Origin of the sequence: Acinetobacter sp. YH12095, assembly GCF_013419245.1 — a bacterium.
Lineage (GTDB): Bacteria > Pseudomonadota > Gammaproteobacteria > Pseudomonadales > Moraxellaceae > Acinetobacter > Acinetobacter towneri.
In genome coordinates, this window is the sequence record NZ_VPAL01000005.1 from 46,882 (window position 1) to 68,548 (window position 21,667).

Annotated in this window: 22 protein-coding genes; 19 read left to right on the forward strand and 3 right to left on the reverse strand. The window is 40.0% G+C overall.

The window, feature by feature from the left end:
• The first annotated feature begins 3 nt into the window (after nucleotides 1-3).
• The 7 genes from cyoC (at nucleotide 4) to dnaB (ending at nucleotide 4,957) form a co-directional block, all read left to right on the forward strand.
• Nucleotides 4-621 carry a cytochrome o ubiquinol oxidase subunit III gene (gene cyoC / locus FTU35_RS05760; protein WP_096900905.1) on the forward strand — a complete coding sequence of 206 codons (618 nt, stop codon included), beginning with the start codon at nucleotides 4-6 and terminating at the stop codon, nucleotides 619-621.
• Nucleotides 621-947 (forward strand): cytochrome o ubiquinol oxidase subunit IV, encoded by a 327-nt coding sequence (locus FTU35_RS05765; RefSeq protein ID WP_004973158.1) that lies wholly within the window; start codon nucleotides 621-623, stop codon nucleotides 945-947. Before cyoC ends, FTU35_RS05765 begins: the two co-directional genes overlap by 1 nt.
• A gap of 10 nt (nucleotides 948-957) precedes the next feature.
• A complete protein-coding gene (gene cyoE / locus FTU35_RS05770) occupies nucleotides 958-1,836 on the forward strand; it encodes a heme o synthase (protein WP_167846069.1) in 879 nt (292 codons plus the stop codon).
• A 358-nt stretch (nucleotides 1,837-2,194) separates the two neighbouring features.
• Nucleotides 2,195-2,584 (forward strand): 30S ribosomal protein S6, encoded by a 390-nt coding sequence (gene rpsF / locus FTU35_RS05775; RefSeq protein WP_004973153.1) that lies wholly within the window; start codon nucleotides 2,195-2,197, stop codon nucleotides 2,582-2,584.
• A gap of 11 nt (nucleotides 2,585-2,595) precedes the next feature.
• Nucleotides 2,596-2,823: a 30S ribosomal protein S18 gene (gene rpsR / locus FTU35_RS05780; protein WP_004719336.1), complete on the forward strand. Its 228-nt coding sequence runs from the start codon at nucleotides 2,596-2,598 to the stop codon at nucleotides 2,821-2,823.
• A 9-nt stretch (nucleotides 2,824-2,832) separates the two neighbouring features.
• The gene (gene rplI / locus FTU35_RS05785) at nucleotides 2,833-3,279 is read left to right on the forward strand and encodes a 50S ribosomal protein L9 (RefSeq protein WP_004973150.1); all 447 of its coding nucleotides are present in this window, start codon (nucleotides 2,833-2,835) and stop codon (nucleotides 3,277-3,279) included.
• A 232-nt stretch (nucleotides 3,280-3,511) separates the two neighbouring features.
• Nucleotides 3,512-4,957: a replicative DNA helicase gene (dnaB, locus tag FTU35_RS05790; protein WP_004973149.1), complete on the forward strand. Its 1,446-nt coding sequence runs from the start codon at nucleotides 3,512-3,514 to the stop codon at nucleotides 4,955-4,957.
• A gap of 20 nt (nucleotides 4,958-4,977) precedes the next feature.
• Here the strand turns inward: dnaB and FTU35_RS05795 are convergent, their stop codons facing one another.
• Nucleotides 4,978-5,544: a hypothetical protein gene (locus FTU35_RS05795; protein WP_180064594.1), complete on the reverse strand. Its 567-nt coding sequence runs from the start codon at nucleotides 5,542-5,544 to the stop codon at nucleotides 4,978-4,980.
• A gap of 466 nt (nucleotides 5,545-6,010) precedes the next feature.
• On the opposite strand from FTU35_RS05795, the gene alr reads away from it, so the two are divergent.
• From alr to FTU35_RS05820, 5 genes are all read left to right on the forward strand, one after another.
• A complete protein-coding gene (gene alr, locus FTU35_RS05800; RefSeq protein WP_096900907.1) occupies nucleotides 6,011-7,087 on the forward strand; it encodes an alanine racemase in 1,077 nt (358 codons plus the stop codon).
• A gap of 530 nt (nucleotides 7,088-7,617) precedes the next feature.
• Complete coding sequence (locus FTU35_RS05805; RefSeq protein ID WP_004973144.1) at nucleotides 7,618-8,364, forward strand: beta-ketoacyl-ACP reductase; 747 nt, start codon at nucleotides 7,618-7,620, stop codon at nucleotides 8,362-8,364.
• Between the two features lie 51 nt (nucleotides 8,365-8,415).
• Nucleotides 8,416-8,760: a phasin family protein gene (locus FTU35_RS05810; protein ID WP_004973142.1), complete on the forward strand. Its 345-nt coding sequence runs from the start codon at nucleotides 8,416-8,418 to the stop codon at nucleotides 8,758-8,760.
• 125 nt (nucleotides 8,761-8,885) lie between these two features.
• Nucleotides 8,886-10,658, forward strand: coding sequence for a class I poly(R)-hydroxyalkanoic acid synthase (locus FTU35_RS05815; RefSeq protein ID WP_180064580.1), 1,773 nt, complete (start codon nucleotides 8,886-8,888; stop codon nucleotides 10,656-10,658).
• 82 nt (nucleotides 10,659-10,740) lie between these two features.
• On the forward strand, nucleotides 10,741-11,919 hold the full coding sequence (locus FTU35_RS05820) for an acetyl-CoA C-acetyltransferase (RefSeq protein WP_179988648.1): 1,179 nt from the start codon (nucleotides 10,741-10,743) through the stop codon (nucleotides 11,917-11,919).
• A 168-nt stretch (nucleotides 11,920-12,087) separates the two neighbouring features.
• On the opposite strand, the gene FTU35_RS05825 is transcribed toward FTU35_RS05820, so the two are convergent.
• Entirely contained in the window at nucleotides 12,088-12,687 is a 600-nt protein-coding gene (locus FTU35_RS05825; RefSeq protein ID WP_179997417.1) for a hypothetical protein, read from the reverse strand.
• Between the two features lie 398 nt (nucleotides 12,688-13,085).
• Here FTU35_RS05825 and FTU35_RS13345 point away from each other — a divergent pair, with 398 nt between their 5' ends.
• Complete coding sequence (locus FTU35_RS13345) at nucleotides 13,086-14,084, forward strand: YafY family protein (protein ID WP_004973137.1); 999 nt, start codon at nucleotides 13,086-13,088, stop codon at nucleotides 14,082-14,084.
• A 347-nt stretch (nucleotides 14,085-14,431) separates the two neighbouring features.
• Here the strand turns inward: FTU35_RS13345 and mnmG are convergent, their stop codons facing one another.
• Entirely contained in the window at nucleotides 14,432-16,312 is a 1,881-nt protein-coding gene (gene mnmG / locus FTU35_RS05835; RefSeq protein ID WP_096900911.1) for a tRNA uridine-5-carboxymethylaminomethyl(34) synthesis enzyme MnmG, read from the reverse strand.
• A gap of 242 nt (nucleotides 16,313-16,554) precedes the next feature.
• Between mnmG and FTU35_RS05840 the strand changes: the two genes are divergently transcribed.
• The 6 genes from FTU35_RS05840 to fis all read left to right on the forward strand — a co-directional run bounded on the left by FTU35_RS05840 (nucleotide 16,555) and on the right by fis (nucleotide 21,659).
• A complete protein-coding gene (locus FTU35_RS05840) occupies nucleotides 16,555-16,911 on the forward strand; it encodes a hypothetical protein (RefSeq protein WP_004973135.1) in 357 nt (118 codons plus the stop codon).
• Nucleotides 16,912-17,095: 184 nt separating this feature from the next.
• The gene (locus FTU35_RS05845; protein WP_179989550.1) at nucleotides 17,096-18,007 is read left to right on the forward strand and encodes a bile acid:sodium symporter family protein; all 912 of its coding nucleotides are present in this window, start codon (nucleotides 17,096-17,098) and stop codon (nucleotides 18,005-18,007) included.
• A gap of 83 nt (nucleotides 18,008-18,090) precedes the next feature.
• Complete coding sequence (locus FTU35_RS05850) at nucleotides 18,091-18,972, forward strand: bile acid:sodium symporter family protein (protein ID WP_004973133.1); 882 nt, start codon at nucleotides 18,091-18,093, stop codon at nucleotides 18,970-18,972.
• A 254-nt stretch (nucleotides 18,973-19,226) separates the two neighbouring features.
• Nucleotides 19,227-20,129 carry a 50S ribosomal protein L11 methyltransferase gene (gene prmA, locus FTU35_RS05855; protein ID WP_004973131.1) on the forward strand — a complete coding sequence of 301 codons (903 nt, stop codon included), beginning with the start codon at nucleotides 19,227-19,229 and terminating at the stop codon, nucleotides 20,127-20,129.
• Between the two features lie 16 nt (nucleotides 20,130-20,145).
• Complete coding sequence (locus FTU35_RS05860) at nucleotides 20,146-21,000, forward strand: DUF3426 domain-containing protein (protein ID WP_180064581.1); 855 nt, start codon at nucleotides 20,146-20,148, stop codon at nucleotides 20,998-21,000.
• Nucleotides 21,001-21,389: 389 nt separating this feature from the next.
• A complete protein-coding gene (gene fis, locus FTU35_RS05865) occupies nucleotides 21,390-21,659 on the forward strand; it encodes a DNA-binding transcriptional regulator Fis (RefSeq protein ID WP_001086304.1) in 270 nt (89 codons plus the stop codon).
• The last annotated feature ends 8 nt before the right edge of the window (nucleotides 21,660-21,667 follow it).

The window sequence follows — 21,667 nt, forward strand, 5'->3', positions numbered from 1 at the left end:
GACATGGCTGAAGTACTTCATCACGACAACCACGGACACGATGATCATCACCACGATGATACAGACATCACCGTCTTTGGTTTCTGGACCTACTTGATGAGTGACCTTGTAATTTTTGGTACACTTTTCATCGCGTTCGCTGTATTAAGTAGCCACGTTCCAGTAGGCACTCCAACAGCTAAAGATTTGTTTGGCGAGTCATTAGGCTTCGTTTTAACAGAAACTTTTGCCCTGTTGATTTCTTCTGTAACTTTCGGTTTTGCCGTTTTAGCTGCTTACAAGAAAGATGTTGCTAAAGTTCTAACTTGGTTAGGCGTGACTTGGGTTTTCGGTGCGATCTTTATTGGTATGGAACTTTATGAGTTCAACCATTTAGTTCACGCTGGACATGGTCCAAGTACGAGTGCGTTCTTATCTGCGTTCTTTACTTTGGTTGGTACGCACGGTATTCACGTAACTTCAGGTTTAGTTTGGATGATCGTGTTAATGGTTCAAATCAAGAAATATGGTTTGACTATTCCGAACATGCGTCGTTTAGCTTGCCTAAGCTTGTTCTGGCACTTCCTTGACATCGTTTGGATCTGTGTATTCAGCGTAGTTTACTTGATGGGAGTTCTCTAATGAGTCACGATCACAACTCTGCTGGTGCATCACACGGTAACACTAAGCAATATACGATTGGCTTTATCCTTTCTGTTATCCTTACCATTATTCCTTTTGGTATGGTTATGGCAGGTGGTTTTGGCCGTGGTATTTTGATTACTGTTATTTCGATTACAGCAGTTGCTCAGATTCTTATTCAATTAATTTATTTCTTGCATATGAATTCTTCTTCAGAGCAACGTTGGAACGTGATTGCATTCGTGTATACCATTCTGACCATTGCCATCCTTTTGGTTGGTTCTGTATGGATCATGAACTACCTACACTACAACATGATGATCTAAACTGGTTGTCATGCTGAAAAAGTATTTATTCCTGACAAAGCCAGGAATTCTCTTTGGTAATTTTATTACCACTTTGGGTGGCTACTTTGTAGCTGCCCAAGGTTCTGTAGATTTCCTTCTCCTACTGCTTACTCTGCTTGGTACAACGCTTGTTGTCGCCTCAGGATGTGTGGTCAACAATATTATTGACCAAGACATCGACCAAAAAATGCAACGCACACAAAACCGTGCTTTAGTGAAAAAAACTGTTTCTGTTCCTATTGCGCTGATTTATTCAGTGGTATTGGGCATAATTGGTTTTAGCATTTTATGGTTTGGAGTTAACGCATACGCTTTTCTTTTTGCACTGATTGGTTTCGTGGTTTATGTCGGCTTTTACAGTCTATGGACCAAACGCACAACAATTCATCAAACCATTATTGGCAGTATTTCAGGCGCAAGCCCACCTGTCATTGGTTATACCGCTGTTGCAAATCAATTTGACTTAGCTGCACTACTTATCTTTTTAGGTTATGCACTTTGGCAAATGCCCCACTCTTGGGCGATTGCAATTTACCGTTTTGATGATTACAAAAATGCGGGGATTCCAATTTTGCCAGTTGCTCGTTCAATTTTACGAACGAAAATTGAATCACTAATTTATGTGGTGTTATTTACCGTTGCCATGAATGGACTGTTTGTATTTGGTTATGCAAACTGGCTATATCTGGTTATTTTGAATACACTTTGTATTTATTGGTTCTATATTGGCGTCATTGGCTTCAAAGCAGAAAATGATCAATTATGGGCAAAACGCTTTTTCCTATTTTCGGTTATTTTAATTACTGTTGTGAGTTTATGTTTTAGCTTTACAGCAACCGCACCAAGCACGCAAATCATACTTTTTTAAAAGATAGAGTTTAGCTCTATCTTTTAATGGAGTGCCTGCCTACCCTCTCCACACTTCAATATTTAAATAATAACAATTTATCTGTCTTTGATTTATTCGTCCTTAATAATTTTCGAATTAAACACTCTAAAAGTTAGTGACATACAAATACAAAGTATAAAATTTAAATTCCAATCATAGATGCAAAATATTACATTCCCTTTTTGCCCAAGCCGATCTTTTCTTAGACCAAGCCTTGTATTTACTTGGTAAAAGCTCTAAAATTCACGCTTCGCAATTTTGCGACACAACTTCGGTTGTGACTCCTTGCTTCTGGCTCAATTTAGTCAGGGGCTGCATAAACCGTAAGGAGCTGACAATGCGTCACTACGAAATCGTACTTTTGGTACACCCAGACCAAAGCGATCAAGTTGTGGGTATGGTAGAACGTTACCTAACTCACATCAAAGAAGCTGAAGGTCAAATTCACCGTTTAGAAGATTGGGGCCGTCGTCAATTGGCTTACCCAATTAACAAAATTCACAAAGCGCACTACATTCTTATGAACGTTGAATGTGGTCAAACTACGCTTGACGAGTTAGAAGAATTGTTCCGTTATAACGACGCGATCCTTCGTAGCTTGATCATCCGTCGTGAAAACGCTATCACTGAAGAGTCATTATTGGCTAAGAGTGCTGAAGAAAAACGTGCGCGTAAAGCTCAACGTGAAGAAGCACAACACGCTAACCAAGACTCTGCTGAAGCTTAAGGAGAACATCAATGGCACGTTTTTACCGTCGTCGCAAGTTCTGCCGCTTTACAGCTGAGAACGTTACGTACATCGACTACAAAGATATCGATACACTAAAACAGTACATCACTGAAAATGGCAAGATTGTTCCTAGCCGTATTACAGGTACTAAAGCTCGTTACCAACGTCAATTAGCGCTTGCTATTAAACAAGCTCGCTACTTAGCGTTGATCCCTTACACTGACAATCATAAGTGAGGTTGAGCTGTGGATATTATCTTATTACAACGCATTAAGAACCTTGGTAAATTAGGCGATAAAGTTTCAGTTAAAGCTGGTTACGGCCGTAACTACTTGATCCCTCAAGGTAAAGCAGTTGCTGCAACTGAAGCAAACACTGCTGCATTTGAAGCTCGTCGTGCTGAACTTGAGAAGCAAGAAGCTGAAATTTTAGCTGCTGCTCAAGCACGTGCTGACCAATTGAACGAAGTTAACATCGTAATCACTGCTAAAGCTGGTGATGAAGGTAAACTTTTCGGTTCTATCGGTACTCGTGACATCGCTGACGCGTTAACGAATGCTGGTCTTGAAGTTGACCGTGCAGAAGTTCGTTTACCAAACGGTGCGCTTCGTCACACTGGTGAATTCAACATCGCAATCCAATTGCACCATGATGTTGTTGCTGAAGTTCTCGTTACTATCGTATCTGAGTAATTTGCTGCAAAAGAAAAGAGCATGCCTAATCGCATGCTCTTTTTTTGTCTTTAGAATATACGATTAGTACAATTTTCCTAAATCGTCCTGCACGCTTTGACTTATCCTTCGCCAAAATCTACTCGCTTTTTTTTCTAGAGGGCGTATCATCGGGAAGTGGAAAGAATATGAGTTTCAAATTCTATCCCCGTGCATTATTCAGCATTTACTGTTTTAAAAATCAGGGATTTATATGTCACAGGCGACTGCTAGCGCAAAGCAACATACTGCAAAGTCTGATCTAAAACCAAATGAGAACAGCCCGCTTAAAGAGTTTCGTACCCCACCGCATAACTTAGCCATCGAACAAGCTGTTTTGGCTGCGTTAATGACTGTGGCCGAATCTTTTGAACAAGTGGGTGATGTGCTACAAGAATCTGATTTTTACGCGACACGCCACAAATATATTTTCCGCGCCATTGATTCTTTGTCTAAAGAAAACTCACCTTATGATGCCGTATTGGTGAATGACTGGCTGATTAAACAAAATTTACTTGAAGCTGCAGGCGGGGAAGAATACTTAATGCAGCTCATGGCAGACTCGCCTTCTAGTTTTTATAACCTAGAAACCTATGCCACGAAAATTAAAGAATTCTCGACCCTCAGAAACATGATTAAAGTCAGTTCTGAAATTTTACAAAATGCCTATGACACCAAAGGTCGTAGCGTAAGTGAAATTTTAGACTTGGCCGAAACCAATATTTTCCAAATTGCCGAACAACATAATAACAATGCCAAAGCACAAGGCCCAAAAGCCATTTCGAGCGTGGTTGCCGATGTATTCGACAAACTTGATGAACTTTCTAAAATGGAAGGTAACATCACAGGCTTAACCACAGGCTTTGTGGAGTTAGATAATAAAACTTCGGGCATGCAAGCGGGTGACTTGATTATTGTCGCTGCGCGTCCATCTATGGGTAAAACCACCTTTGCCATGAATTTGGTTGAAAGTGTTTTGTTTAACAATGACTTACCGGCCCTTGTCTACTCTATGGAAATGCCTGCAGACTCAATTGCAATGCGTTTGATTTCTGCATACGGCAAAGTGCATCAAGGGAACTTACGTTCAGGTAAACTCAGTGGCGATGAATGGTCAAAAGTCACAGGCACGATTTTACAACTGCAAGAAAAGCATTTGTATATTGATGACTCATCTGCCCTACCACCTACGGAAGTACGTGCACGTGCACGACGCATTGCCAAACAACATGGCGGTAAAATTGGCTGCATCATGGTCGATTACTTGCAGTTAATGAAAGTTCCAGGCATGGGCGATAACCGTGTCGGCGAAATCTCAGAAATTTCACGTAGCTTAAAAGCCTTGGCCAAAGAGATGAACTGCCCTGTGATTGCTTTGTCACAGCTCAACCGCTCATTAGAGAACCGACCTAATAAACGCCCTGTGATGTCTGACTTGCGTGAATCTGGTGCAATTGAGCAGGATGCGGATTTAATCATGTTTATTTACCGCGACGAAGTTTACAATAAAGAATCTAAAGAAGCAGGTACTGCCGAAATTATTATTGGTAAACAGCGTAACGGCCCAATTGGTACGGTACGTCTTGCTTTTGAAGGGCAATATACCCGTTTTAGTAATTTATCTCCTGAGTATTATGCTCAGTATGATGATGAAGAGTAATGCTTGCATTGCTCTTTTTATTAAAACCATGTTTTAATCTGACTTATTAACTTTGCCCACCATAGTTTCCAACTTGAGAGTAAATTATAATCTTGACTATTTTTTTCCATTTCAAATGATGGAAATGCTTTATTTAGTTGCTCGCATGTCGGATACTTTTGTTGCAGTTGCGCCAAATAATGTGTCTGATCATAGTCTATAAAACCATCTAAAATCCCAACCTCTGCTCTATCGCCTGTAGAACAATTTGAGGTCTGCTTATTCCAAGCTAAAAATGGGGCAATCGGTTTAGATAAAACAAACTGGTCATTCTTACAGTTTAATGCTGCAAATGAAATTACTCGATATTGCTGGGGTTTAGCACCATCTGGTGCATAAGCTAAACCAATAATTAATTGGTTTTTAGCTGTACTTTTACCTGAAAATCCACTGTACCATTGGGTGGGCTTTTTATATTTAACTTCATCTAGTATTGAGCGAAAAATAAATTGACCTGAACTAAGTTGAAAGATGAAGTCTGAACTCCCCTGTACTGCCAGTGAACCTTGGTAACGGGCAATAAATACGTCATTGGGTGAATGTGGCATACAAGCCATAACTGACTGACAAAAAAATAAAGTACTCCATCCCAGATAACAAAATATTTTCATTATTTATTCAACATATCCAAGTTTAAAATGCATTGTTTAATCTCTCTTTGAGTTCATTTAAATTACGAACCCACTCTCCACAATCATCTGAATCTTGCCATAACTCGTACAGTTTAGAATTTCCTGAGTGAGAGCATCTAACACCATAATAGCTTTTAGAACGTATAGTTTTATATGAAAAATAAAGTCTGAAACTTTTACAAATTATTTGCAATCAATAACCTAATAGATTTTTCGATCTTAAGTTAATTTATGATCAAAAACTTAAATGTTCATGTCTATTTGAGGTTGATAGGTCTACAATAGTGAATATTTTTAAATAGAACTATTTTTAGTATTTATTTATCACTCCACAGTGTATCTAACACAAATTACCAATTGTCATTCCCAAGGAGTAACGAGGGTGCGCCAAGCAACAGTTTATATTGACAGTCAGGCACTGCAATATAATTTAAACCGTGTCAAACAACTTGCCCCAACAGCGAAAATTGTTAGCATGGTCAAGGCCAATGCTTACGGACATGGTGTAAAAGACTGCTTAGCAGCCTTAAAAGACAGCGATGCCTTTGGTGTCGCTTGCGTTGAAGAAGCCTTAGAAATTCGTGAATTGGGATATACGCAGCCCATCACCCTGATTGAAGGTGTTTTTTCTGCCGATGAAATGCAAAGTGTGTTAGCACACAAATTAGAATGTGTGGTGCATCATCAAGCACAGCTCGACTGGCTGCTACAACATAAAGCTGATTACATCACACAAGGCTTAAAAGTCTGGGTCAAACTCAACAGTGGCATGAATCGTTTAGGTTTTAAAATTCCTGAAATTATTGATGTGATTCACATGCTCAAAGCCGAAGGTTTTACCTGTGTGTTGACCATGCATTTTGCCAATGCCGATGGCGACCATGCTTTGAATGATCAACAAGTCGCACAATTTTTGCATGTCAAAGACAATTGCAGCCCTATTCTTGCTTCTTGCTGCAACTCTGCTGCAATCTATCGTTATCCCGAATTGCATTTTGATTATGTACGCCCAGGCATTATGCTTTACGGTGCAACGCCTTTTGCCGCACATAATGTGCATACACTCGACTTAAAGCCTGTGATGACTTTAAGCGCAGAAGTGATCGCACTAAATGAAATTGATGCAGGCGAACACGTCGGCTACGGTTCAACCTTTACTGCAGAACAAGCCATGCAAATTGCGATTGTTTCAATTGGCTATGGCGATGGTTATCCACGTACATTTGTTCAGCCAAATTTTGTTGCGATTGGTGCAAAATTAACGCCTGTGCTTGGTCGTGTGTCTATGGATATGATTGCCATTGATGTCACAGGTTTAGACGTTGAATTAGGCACACAAGTTGAACTATGGGGCAAACACCGTTTGGTGGATGATGTTGCCACAGCCAATGGTACCATTGGCTATGAGTTGTTGTGTCGTTTAAGCCCTCGCCCACAGCGCAAGGCAACCAGCATTTAACTTTCTTTTTTCGATCTGTTGCATGTAGCAGTTTTGCTGCATGCAATCGTCTAAGCCATTCTCTTTTTCTTTCTTATATTTTTCTTTTCGCTTTTTATTTTCTTAAATTCACTTTATTTCCATTCATATTGATAAAAATTTGTGGTCACCCACATTTGCATTTAGCGCTTTACAGTCATCCAAATATTTAGCTGAAAATCACACTCAAAATCTCAAGAAAAAACAATATGCTCGCGCACTGTCTTTAAACTGCCACATCGCTTCAAATTCATGGATTAATCACATTTCACCAGTTCTCAGAAGTTTGTGCTGCGCGCTACGATGAATCAATGACTTCACGACTATTTAAGCCATTTATAAAAGCATCCACATGATAAGAAAATAATCTATTACCAATATTTGTTTACTTTTGACTTCAAAGCATCATCAAACTGCAGCCTCTTTGAAATATAAAACGCTTAATTTCTAAACAAGAATAAAGAGGAAAAACTCCTTAATTTTTATAACCTTATTCTGCTTAGGAAAAGAATATGTCTGAACAAAAAGTAGCTTTAGTGACGGGTGCATTAGGTGGTATTGGCAGTGAGATTTGCCGTCAACTGGTTACAGCAGGCTATAAAATTATTGCAACGGTTGTACCAAGAGAAGAAGATCGCGAAAAGCAATGGCTTAAAGACGAAGGCTTTACAGAAAGTGATGTGCGCTTTGTTTTAACCAACTTAAATGAGCATGAAGCGGCTACAGCAGCCATTCAAGAAGCAATTGATGCTGAAGGTCGTGTAGATGTGTTGGTCAACAATGCTGGTATTACCCGCGATGCAACTTTCAAAAAAATGAGCTATACGCAGTGGTCTGAAGTGATTGAAACCAACTTAAAAACACTTTTTACCGTGACTCAGCCTGTATTTAACAAAATGTTAGAACAAAAGTCTGGTCGCATTGTGAACATTAGTTCGGTGAACGGTTTAAAAGGTCAATTTGGTCAAGCCAACTACTCTGCAACTAAGGCAGGCATCATCGGCTTTAGCAAAGCTTTGGCGCAAGAAGGCGCACGTTCAAATATCTGCGTGAACGTCGTTGCACCAGGTTATACCGCAACCCCGATGGTCACAGCCATGCGCGAAGAAGTAATTAAAAGCATTGAAGCACAAATTCCTCTGCAACGTCTTGCCGCCCCTACCGAAATTGCGGCAGCAGTTATGTATTTAGTGAGTGATCATGCTGCATACGTAACAGGCGAAACCTTATCAATCAACGGCGGCTTATACATGCACTAAGCGTGTAACACCTCATTTTAATCTACAAGTTTATTTACTGGAGTGACACCCATGCTATACGGCGACTTATTTTCAAACATGAATGCTCAATACAAAAACGTGTTTGAACCGTACACCAAATTCAACAGTATAGTTGCAAAAAATTTTGCTAACTTAACCAACCTACAATTAGAAGCAGCACGCAACTATGCCAACATTGGTTTAGCACAAATGTTTGCCAATAGCGAAGTGAAAGACATGCAAAGCATGGTGAACTGCACCACCAAGCAATTAGAAACTATGAACAAACTCAGTCAGCAAATGATTGAAGATGGCAAAAAATTAGCAACACTGACTTCAGAAGTCAAAGCAGAATTTGAAAAGTTAGTCAGCGATTCAATGCCAAATAATAAATAAACACTGCTCTGAAAACCATGCGTTATCAGGACGAATGTTACGGGGAAGTGTGAAAATTTCCCCGTTTTAGTTTCAGCCTTGCACTCAATTTGATTGCTAAAAGCCATGTGCTATGGAGCGATGAAATGAAACAGAACTCATTTCAATTCAAAGAAAATATATTACAATTTTTCTCTAGCCACGATGATATCTGGAAAAAACTACAAGAATTTTATTATGGGCAAAGCCCTATTAATGACGCCTTAACACAGCTCAACAAAGAAGATATGTCGATGTTCTTTGAAGCTTTGTCTAAAAATCCAGCACGCTTGATGGAAATGCAATGGAGCTGGTGGCAAGGTCAAATGCAAATCTACCAAAATGTGATGATGCGCAGTGTGGCAAAAGACATCGAACCATTCATTCAACCTGAAAGTGGTGATCGTCGTTTTAACAGCCCATTATGGCAAGAACAACCCAATTTTGACCTGTTATCGCAGTCATATTTGTTGTTTAGCCAACTGGTACAAAATATGGTGGATGTCGTAGAAGGCATTCCAGACAAAGTGCGTTACCGCCTTCACTTTTTTACCCGCCAAATGATTAATGCTTTATCACCAAGCAATTTTCTTTGGACTAACCCTGAAGTGATTCAGCAAACCATTACCGAACAAGGTGAAAACCTTGTCCGTGGCATGCAAATTTTCCATGATGATGTGGTCAATAGCGGAAAATATTTATCTATTCGCATGGTCAATAGTGACTCTTTTAGCTTGGGTAAAGATTTAGCCTACACGCCAGGTGCAGTGGTATTTGAAAATGAAATTTTCCAGTTGTTGCAATATGAAGCAACCACAGAAAATGTATATCAAACTCCGATTCTAATCGTGCCGCCATTTATTAATAAATATTATGTGCTGGATTTACGCGAACAAAACTCGTTGGTGAACTGGTTACGTCAGCAAGGTCATACGGTCTTTTTAATGTCTTGGCGTAACCCAAATGCTGAACAAAAAGAACTCACTTTCGCAGATCTGATTACCGCAGGTGCAGTTGAAGCTTTGCGTGTTATTGAAGAAATTACAGGCGAAAAAGAAGCCAACTGTATCGGCTATTGTATTGGTGGTACTTTACTTGCTGCAACGCAGGCTTATTACCTGGCAAAACGCCTGAAAAGTCATGTGAAATCTGCCACGTATATGGCAACCATTATCGACTTTGAAAACCCAGGCAGCTTAGGCGTATTTATTAATGAACCTGTGATTAGTGGTTTAGAAACCTTAAATAATCAATTGGGTTATTTTGATGGTCGCCAGTTGGCAGTCACGTTCAGTTTGTTACGTGAAAATACCCTGTACTGGAACTACTACATCGAGAACTATTTAAAAGGCAAAGAGCCTTCAGATTTCGATATTTTGTATTGGAACAGCGACGGCACCAATATTCCTGCCAAAATTCATAATTTCTTATTGCGTAATTTGTATTTGAATAATGAATTGATTTCACCAAATGCAGTAAAAGTGAACGGTGTTGGACTCAACCTTTCTCGTGTCAAAACTCCAAGCTTCTTTATTGCTACGCAGGAAGATCATATCGCGCTTTGGGATACCTGCTTCCGTGGTGCAGATTACTTAGGTAGTGAATCTACACTGGTACTTGGTGAATCTGGACACGTGGCAGGCATTGTGAATCCGCCAAGTCGTAATAAATACGGTTGCTATACCAATACTGCCAAGTTTGAAAATACCAAGCAATGGCTTGATGGTGCAGAGTATCATCCTGAATCTTGGTGGCTACGCTGGCAGGCTTGGGTCACACCGTATGCAGGCGAACAAGTCCCTGCCCGTGCCTTAGGTAATGCACAATATCCAACAATAGAAGCAGCACCAGGTCGCTATGTTTTGGTAAATTTATTTTAATCAGTCATATAACAACAGCAATGCACATGCTATATATCATGTGCATCCACAGAAACGTAAACATAAAATTTAAGGATATAAAATGAAAGATGTTGTCATTGTTGCTGCAAAACGTACTGCAATTGGTAGCTTTTTAGGTAGTCTCGCTTCTTTATCTGCACCACAATTGGGGCAAACAGCAATTCGTGCAGTCTTAGACAGTGCTAAAGTACAGCCTGAACAAGTCGATCAGGTGATTATGGGTAACGTACTCACTACAGGTGTAGGACAAAACCCTGCACGTCAAGCCGCAATTGCTGCAGGTATTCCTGTACAAGTGCCTGCATCAACGCTAAACGTGGTGTGTGGTTCGGGATTACGTGCCGTACATTTGGCTGCACAAGCGATTCAGTGTGATGAAGCAGAAATTGTAGTTGCTGGTGGTCAAGAATCAATGTCACAAAGCGCACACTATATGCAGTTGCGTAACGGTCAAAAAATGGGGAATGCCCAGTTGATCGACAGTATGGTGGCTGATGGTTTAACCGATGCTTATAACCAATATCACATGGGTATTACTGCAGAAAATATTGTAGAAAAGCTTGGTTTAAACCGTGAAGAACAAGACCAATTGGCACTGACTTCACAACAACGCGCGGCTGCAGCACAAGCGGCTGGTAAATTTAAAGATGAAATTGCAGCTGTAAGCATTCCACAGCGTAAAGGCGACCCAATTGTATTTGCTGAAGATGAATACATCAAAGCCAATACCACCCTTGAAAGCTTGAATAAATTGCGCCCTGCGTTCAAAAAAGATGGCAGCGTAACCGCAGGTAATGCTTCTGGTATCAACGATGGTGCAGCAGCAGTGTTAATGATGAGCGCAGACAAAGCTGCAGCATTAGGCCTACAACCTTTAGCACGTATTAAAGCCTATGCAATGTCGGGTATTGAGCCTGAAATTATGGGTCTTGGCCCTGTTGAAGCGGTTAAGAAAACCTTAAATAAAGCAGGCTGGAGCTTAGATCAGGTCGATTTAATTGAAGCCAACGAAGCCTTTGCCGCACAAGCACTAGGTGTTGCCAAAGAATTAGGCTTAGACCTAGATAAAGTAAACGTGAATGGTGGCGCAATTGCTCTCGGTCACCCGATTGGTGCTTCAGGTTGCCGTATCCTCGTGACGTTACTACACGAAATGCAACGCCGTGATGCGAAAAAAGGCATCGCAACGCTTTGCGTAGGCGGTGGCATGGGGGTTGCACTTGCGGTTGAACGCGACTAAGTAACCGAGCCGAAAGTACTGCACGAGTCAAATCTGTAAAATTTGGCAGCTACTCAATGCCAGCAATAAATTTTAGACCTAATGGGAGCTTCGGCTTCCATTATTTTTTAGCTACGCAGAGCTTATAAATAACATTGTTGCCGATCAGTTTTATATGACAAGTACGACTTAATCCACCGAAAGCAAGTGCTGAATATGATCACTAAAGTGATAAAAATGCATAGTATCGGGTTGCTGTTTCAGTTGTTGCCATGCATCTACAAGCGACGTCCAACCTAAATCTTTTAGGCATTGCACAATCATTTCCAATTGCGACAAAGTCTTTTCAGTCGATTGTTTTAACCGAATTTGTCGGTCTAATTGTTCAATTTTTTGCCCCAACTGGAAAAATAAATATATCTGCTGTGGTTCAGCATCTAATAATGCTTCACAGTCTTGTACTACATCACAAATATAACTCGCGTTATCGCACGCATTTTGAATACATTGCTGTAATTCAACATAAGTGGCTTTAGAGAAAACCTGTGCCAAGTTTTGAATTTTTGTCCGTATTTGCTCAAACTGCATCGCAAATGAAGCAGGCTGTTCTTCGTTTAAAATCAATTCATTTAAAGAAGCTGCATCAAATGCAGGCAAACAAAAGGCATGTGCATAAGTCAAAGCAGCATCATTTTGTTTAAATGGAAATTGCTGACATACATATTGAATACGGGTTAAATATCGGGCTAACCAAAAAATTTCTCGCGCATCGCTGCTAGATAAATTCACGGTTGTTTCATCCTCCTAACTCTAAGGTCTGTTGATAATTCATCGCGATAAAGCACCTCAATCGCCTTGCCCAATTAACCTACAGCACTCATCCACTCAGATCGCTTTTATTTACATAAACCTGTATCTACCATACAAAACAATGACGGGTTTTCACTTAAACACAACTATTCAATCTTGCTTTTCTAATTGATCCAAGTATGGCTTGAGGTCATAGTTTCTGATTCACTTCTATTATTTGATTAACTTTGCCCGTCCAAATTTTGTGATATTTACTGCAAAATCTGCGGTTATATTTTGCCCTTTTTCAGTAAAAAACTTGCTAATCATTCCGAGTTTTCTTATTGTGTGGAAGAACAAGTTTTCATCCGTATGAATTGACCTAGTAAATATTGAATATGTCTATACAAGAAAAAGAAACATCGAATAGTTTATATCGCCAATGGCAAATTTTATCGCGCCTTTCTACAGGTAAATGGATGGGCACACGTGAATTACACGATGTCCTGCAACGTGAAGGTATCGACATTAGTTTGCGTACGATTCAACGTGACTTAAATCAAATTTCTCAGCGCTTTCCAATTGAAAGTAATGGTACCGTACCACAAGGTTGGCGCTGGCGTTCAGATGCACCGATTCAAAGTTTACCGCACATGACCAGCTCTCAAGCGGTAACGTTTATGATGGTCGAGGAACATTTAAAACATCTGCTGCCGCCAAGTTTGATTGAAGAAATGAACCCATGGTTTGATTTGGCACGACGCAGTCTATCGACCCAAAACAATGTCCGCCAATGGATTAATCGTGTGCGAATTGTGCCTGCAACACAACCTTTAATTCCACCAGTCGTAGACCGCAATGCACAACAGGCGATATATGAAGGCTTGCTCCAAGACAAACAACTAGAATGTATTTATCAATCACGCAGCAATTCAGGCGAAGAAAAAACTTATGTGCTGAATCCTTTGGCTTTGGTGCAAAAAGGTGCGGTGATTTATTTAATCTGTACTCGATTTGACAAAACCGACATTCAAACCTTTGCCCTGCATCGTTTTAAAGCAGCCAAAGTTTTAGATTCACGCGCCTTGCATCCTGTTAATTTTGATATTGATGCCTATATTGAATCTGGCGAATTAGGTTTTAGAGTCGATTTCAGTAAAGCTACTGAAAATATTCAGCTCAAACTTACCATGCAAAAAGCTGATGCCATATACTTCGATGAAAGCCAATTAAGCAAAGATCAAACTATGGAAACACTGGAAAATGGTAATGTGTTGGTGACTGCCACTGTGCCGTTTACCTCACAATTGGTTTGGTGGTTGCGTAGTTTTGGTAAAAAGCTAATTCAGATTGAACCTGTAGAAGTTGCCAATGCGGTGCATCAAACTCAGGAATAAAAAAGCCCCAAATATATTGGGGCGATAGCATTATCGTTCTCTTTTAAATCAAATTATTGTGATTGCTGATTGAAGTTAAAATTAAAATTGACTCGGCATCGTTCAGCGTGGGCATGCCAGTTCAGCTGTACTATAACGAATGCTTTTTAAAGTCATATTTTGCTCCTATCTATGTTGATAAGTGTCACTTTAAATGCTCCTGATCTAGCTGTGAAATCATAAGATATGCAGTCGAAATCAGATTTATTCTTATACGCAACTTCTTCTTTGCTTAGCATCTGATTTACTTTGGCGCATAAAAAAGCCCGCAATTTAAATTGTGGGCTTCTTCATCAATCCATCAAACCTTAAGCAGATTTACGTGACTGTGCATTTTTACGAATGGTGATCATCACCAATTGAACTGCGGCAGGTGTCACACCTGGAATACGACTGGCTTGTGCCAAAGTTTCAGGCAAAACATGCTTCAATTTTAGCGTGATTTCACGCGATAAACCTGACACTGCATCATAATCAAAATCGGCAGGGATTTTGGTTTCTTCCAAGCGTTTTAATTGTGCGACATCTTCATGCTGACGGTTGATATAACCTGCATATTTCACTGCAATTTCAATTTGATCGCCCACTTGTGCAGAAACGTCTGAACCCGTTAATTCTGCGATTTGCGCAAAACTGATATTTGGACGTTTTAACAGATCAATCGCAGAACATTCTTTGGATAAATCTGCACCTGTCATTTCAACAAATTTTTTACCCATTGGATTGTTTGGTGCAGCCCACAAATGTTGTAAACGCCCTGTTTCACGTTCTACTGCTTCCATTTTTTCACAGTAAGCTGCCCAACGAGTGTCATCCACCAAACCAAGCTCACGACCAATTGGCGTCAAACGCTGATCGGCATTATCTTCACGCAACATCAAACGGTATTCCGCACGTGAGGTAAACATGCGGTACGGTTCTTTGGTACCTAGTGTGATCAGGTCATCAACCAATACACCAATATAAGCTTCGTCACGTTTTGGTGTCCATTGTTCCTGATCCCAAGCGCGACGTGCCGCATTCAAACCAGCTAACACACCTTGCGCACCCGCTTCTTCATAGCCAGTCGTACCATTAATTTGACCTGCAAAATACAAGTTATTAATGGCTTTGGTTTCCAAAGTGAATTTTAAGGCTTGTGGATTGAAGTAATCATATTCAATCGCATAACCTGGACGCAAAATATGCGCATTTTCCATACCACGAATTGAACGAACTAACTCGAACTGCACATCAAACGGTAAAGAGGTTGAAATCCCGTTTGGATACAATTCATGTGTATCTAAACCTTCAGGCTCCAAAAATACCTGATGCGAGTCTTTATCAGAAAAACGGTGAATTTTATCTTCAATCGATGGGCAGTAACGTGGGCCAACACCTTCAATCACACCTGTATACATCGGTGAACGATCTAAACCACCACGAATAATTTCGTGAGTACGTTCATTGGTATGGGTGATATAGCAGTTCACTTGTTCAGGGTGCATCGACACATCACCCATGAATGACATGGTTGGTGATGGGAAATCACCTGGCTGCGGAATCATGACCGAAAAATCGACTGAGCGTGCATCAATACGTGGTGGCGTACCTGTTTTTAAACGCCCAACAGGCAAATTTAATTCACGTAAACGTGCCGCCAAAGCAATTGATGGAGGATCGCCTGCACGACCACCGCTCGATTTTTCTAAACCGATGTGAATCACACCACCCAAGAATGTACCTGTGGTCAATACCACGGTTTTCGCATCAAAACGAATCCCCATTTGAGTGACTACACCTTTTACAGTATCGCCTTCTACAATCAGGTCATCGGCTGCTTGTTGGAAAATATCTAAATTGGCTTGGTTTTCTAAAGTGGCGCGAATCGCAGCTTTAAAGCGAACTCGGTCTGCCTGCGCACGTGTTGCACGAACAGCAGCACCTTTACGCGAGTTTAAAATACGGAATTGAATCCCGCTTTTATCGGCAGCCAATGCCATTGCGCCGCCTAAGGCATCAATCTCACGTACCAAATGTGACTTACCAATCCCGCCAATTGCAGGGTTACAGCTCATCTGCCCTAAAGTCTCAATGTTATGAGTTAAGAGTAAGGTTTGACGACCCATACGTGCTGCTGCAAGCGCCGCTTCGGTGCCTGCGTGACCGCCACCAATAACAATGACATCGTAAACTTTAGGATAGTGCATAATGGTCAATGAGAGATAAAAAATAAAGACGGAATATTATAGCAAAACTTGTGGCATAAGTTGACAGATTCAGTCGATTTTATTGGCTTAACCGCGCTACAAAATTAATATTTTGTAATCCAAATTTGCATTTTTACTGTACATAAAAACATTTAGACCTAAAAATTAACCAGATCACCGTTGTTTTAATTTGTCTATTTTTTATCCTAATAGCACAGATATGAGAAACAAAGGGAAACATCATGAATAAGAAAATTTTGCTGTCCTCTATGCTTTGTGGCTTATTTTTCAGTCCATTTGCAGTGCAGGCAAATGATAAAGTAGAAACCGTCTATAACGCGCAAAAATTCCAGCAAGTCTGTAAAGGTAAAACTCAGGGCGCACCTGTAAGCTTTGCTTATCGTGGGATTATCTGGAATGGTACCTGTGAACCACAATTCTTTAGTTCATCTAAAGCAGTGCAATTACAAGGCAATGAGCCTGAATTATACCGTTCTTGTATGGCAGATGCGCAAAGTACCGTCATTACAGTCAATGGTACTGAGTTAAAAGGCAAATGTGCCTTAGGCTTTACGCCACCACGCCCTGCTGCCATGTGATCAATCACTTAATCTATATTTTCATGAACAGATCGGGTATTCATTCAAACTGAAAGCATGAAAATAACACCAAAGCAGTCATTTATAAGAAGTGACTGCTTTGTTTATTGCACAAGCTCAAAAAACAATTACACTGCAAAGAGAGGGAAAATTATACCCATAAGAAAAAAATAAAGGATGTGCTATGGATTCAGGCTTTTTTACCTTTTTTCTACCACTGACCTTGGCTGTGATGATGATGGGCTTAGGCTTACAACTCACGCCTAAAGACTTTATTCGGGTCAATCAATTTCCTAAAGTCATTTTTTTAACGCTTTTTTCACAATTGGTCATTTTGCCTGTTTTAGCATTTTCAATTTGTTTATTTTTAGAATTGCCACCGCTATTGGCAATTGGCTTAATGCTGCTTGCTGCCTCACCAGGGGGGCCTACTGCGAACTTATTTAGCTATGTCTATAAAGGTGACGTTGCCCTAAATATTACCCTAACCGCAATGAACTCTGTGATGGCAACCTTTACCCTGCCTTTTATTGTTAATTTGTCTTTTCTATATTTTATGACCGATCAACAACAAATTGGCATGCCTATTGAAAAAATGGCACAGGTTTTTTTACTGATTATTGTGCCTGTATGTGTAGGAATGGCGGTGCGTAATGCGATGCCACAAATTGCATTACAGTTGGGCAAACCTATGCGTTTGATGTCCATTTATTTCATTTTCGCTTTATTCTTTTATGCGCTTTTCCGCGAACGCGCCAATGTCTTTGACTATTTCAGTGCAATTGGCATCGCAACTGCACTATTTTGCTTTTTAAGTTTACTTATTGGTTATCTGGTGCCGTATTTGGCGGGTGTGCCTGATCAACAAGCACGCTCCTGTTGTTTTGAAATTGGCATTCATAACACTGCCGTTGCTTTAACCATTGCACTATCAGTTTTGCAAAGCACTGAAATTGCCATTCCTTCTGCGATTTACACCATTTTTATGTATATGTTCAGCTTTATTTTAGGGAGTATGTTAGCTAGACAATCTGCCAAACTTGCCCATCAACACAAACAGGAGCAGAGTTTAAACCACAATAAAAATACAATTTAAAACGTGAGCAAAATTAACTACATATTAAACAAACAGTTAAATATCAAATAAATTATTGTAGATGTAAAAACAAAGGAGTGTTTATGGATTCAGGATTAATCACAATATTTTTGCCGCTGGCTTTGGCCGTGGTCATGGCTGGACTTGGCTTAGAACTCACTCCTAACGACTTTAAACGGGTGAGCAAACACCCCAAAGCAGTGTTTATTGCTTTATTTTGTCAATTGGTCGTCCTGACAGCAATTGCATTCTTTATTTGTAAACTGCTGAATTTACCACCACTGCTTGCAGTCGGACTCATGCTACTAGCAGCATCTCCAGGTGGGCCAACAGCCAACTTATTTAGCTACTTATATAAAGGTGATATTGCACTAAACATCACCCTCACTGCCGTGAATTCCGTGATTGCAGCATTTACCTTGCCCCTGATTGTCAACTTTGCCATTCAACATTTTATGCAGGATGGGCAACAAGTTGGCTTACAATTTGCCAAAGTATTGCAGGTGTTTTTAATTATTATTATCCCTGTCACTTTAGGGATGTTAGTACGCCATTTTAGCCCTCAAACGGCAGACCGCTTAAACAAACCTGTGCGTATTTTTGCTGTGGTTTTTCTAATTGTGATTATTATTGGCGCAATTGCCAAAGAGCGAAACAACATCATGCTTTATTTGGCAGATGTAGGACTTGCCACTGCCCTGTTCTGTGCCTGCAGTTTATTGATTGGTTATTTTGTCCCGCGTTTCTTTGGCGTAAATAGCCAACAAGCCCGAGCCTGCGCCTTTGAAATTGGCATTCACAACAGTACCCTTGCAATGACTATCGCCCTAACCGTTATGTCAAGCTCAACCATTGCCATGCCTGCTGCGGTTTATTCTATTTTCATGTATATTTTTGCCGCAATTTTAGGCACATTACTAAATAAATTTGTGCCGACACCTGCATCGGAGCAATCTGCATCCTAAACAAGTCTCTCAATCATCCCCAATCCAGCAATTTGACTGTTTTGGGGATGATTGAGCGATGATGGTTCAAACAAATTCTTAACTTATATTTTTTAGAGTTATATTTTTGTCACATTATTCGACTATAAGCATAAAGCGAATTTGAAACTTCCAATCGTATAGAGTTTTCCCTTTCGCAATCCTAATAAAAAATAACAGCGCCTGCAGCAGTTCAGTTACAATAGCGCTTACGCATTAAATTTTAGGTTATCTCCGTGAAGTGGTTACAAATACATATTACTGTTGATCAAGCGCAAGTCGATTTTACTGAAACCCTGCTCAGTTCATTGGGTGCAGTCAGCGTAACCTTAGATGATGCGGAAAATCAGGACTTACTTGAGCCACTGCCAGGTGAAACACCACTTTGGAACAAAGTCATTGTGACAGGTATTTATGCACAAGACGAAGGTGAAGAAATTGATGTTGCAGCCTTAGAAACCTTTATTCGTGCGCAAATGCCAGATGCCCCTTTACGCAGTGAATTTTTGGAAGATCAGGTTTGGGAACGCTCATGGATGGATTACTACGAGCCAATCCAGATTGCAGAGAAATTCTGGATTGTACCTGAATGGTTAGAACCACCTGAGGCAGATGCAGTCAATATTAAACTTGACCCAGGTTTGGCTTTTGGTACAGGTAACCATGCCAGTACGTTCCTGTGCCTGCAATGGTTAGGTAAAACCAATGTAAAAGATAAAGTCGTGATCGACTACGGTTGTGGTTCAGGTATTTTAGGAGTAGCGGCTTTGTTGCTCGGTGCAAAAAAAGTCTATGCGACTGATATTGACCCGCAAGCAGTTTTAGCGACCAAACAAAATGCAGAACTCAACGGTGTACTTAAAAACTTATATGTGGGACTTCCAGAAGAGTTCAATGAAACCATCGGTAATGAAAAAGCAGACATTTTAGTTGCCAATATTTTGGCAGGCCCATTGATGATGCTTGCGCCAGAGTTTGCAACTTTAATTAAATCTGAGGGCGAGTTCGCACTTGCAGGTGTAATTGAAGAGCAAGTTGCTGAAGTTTCTAGTGTTTATTCTGAATTTTTTGATATAGTACAAGTCGAAAAACGTGAAGAAAACTGGTGTCGAATTTCTGGGAAACGCCATCCCCACTAACTGTAATTTTTGAGTTATGAGTGACAAGCAAACCAAGTGCCCTGAATGCCAAACTGTTTATAAAGTATCCGTTGCGCAGCTGACCGTTGCGCAAGGGATGGTTTGTTGTCCTAAATGCGACAATACCTTTAATGCTCTTTCGCATTTGGTATTTGTCTTTCCTCAAAATAAAAACTCAGTCACATCACAATTACATCACATTCAAAACCGCAGTTTTATGCAGGCAACTGCTGAACTTGCGCAACCGCAACATATTTTAGATATTTTTCAGCGTAAAGTTGAACATTCCAATATTGATCTGAAAACCTATCTGAATAACCTCAATTATTTCAGTACTGAACCGATTGGCAACATTCCTGCCATGAAGTTGTCTGCGCCTGATCTTGAAAGTGAAAAAAAGCATGGCAATGGTTACTACTTACTTTGGGGAATTATTAATCTTTTATTGATTGGCTTGTTGATCTTCCAAATTTTGTGGTTTAACCCAAAGTTTTTAAACAGCAGCCCTGCACTGAATTCTGTGTTTACCCAAGTCTGTCAATTTTTTAACTGTAGCAGTTTAGAAGAACGCTATAGCTTAATTTCAGCAAATCGCGTGAAGGTTAAACGTGTAGATCGTATGAATACACAATTTACGGGTGAGCTGATCAATTACTATGATAAAAGCTTGGCTTTGCCTAATATCAAAGTCACTTTAAAAGAAAAACAACAAACATTATCGACTTACATCTATTCCCCACAGGAGTATTTGGTCGAAAGTCTTTCGAGCATTCAACGTATTCCTAAAAACAGTCCATTTAAGTTTGACATTTTAGTTCCAATATCACGAAACGACTTCGATGCCTATACTTTAGAAATTATCAAGCCTTAATTCACAAAAAAATAGTGAAAAAATAGCGAAAAAAATTAAAAAAATTGCAGTTTTCTTGCTCACTTTTTCTCATACAATGGTATCATACGCGCCACGAAAGCTTTGTGCTGCAAACTCCTCGCAAGATTCACAACAAATATAGATCTGTCTAATGCGCTTTATTTTTATATATCGCGTACAGAGTAGATTTTTTGTTTTGATTTTGGTCTGTAACAATTATTAATGTATTGTTACGCTTAAATTTCGACCAATGCCTAGAGTTGTGGCAAGCTAAATGTTCCAGTTTTAGAACTTCCCGTTTTAGGATCTAAAACGGAGTTCATTTAATTTATAGACCACATTGATATATCACTTTATCCCAGTGATATCTGATTTTCGGATTAATTCGCATGAATAGCAAATCTCCTATTTTTACTGCACAATCTGATGTTGCTTTACGTATTCACGTAGATCGCGCAGTTCGCCATTATTTTGCACAACTACAAGGTGAACAACCTTCACAAGTGTATGACATGGTGTTAGCAGAAATGGAGAAACCTCTTTTATCTGTTGTTCTTGAATACACTCGCGGTAACCAAACACGCGCTGCTGAAATTCTTGGACTAAACCGTGGTACTTTACGTAAAAAGTTAAAAGCTCACGGTTTAATGAGTGAATAAGTGATAAA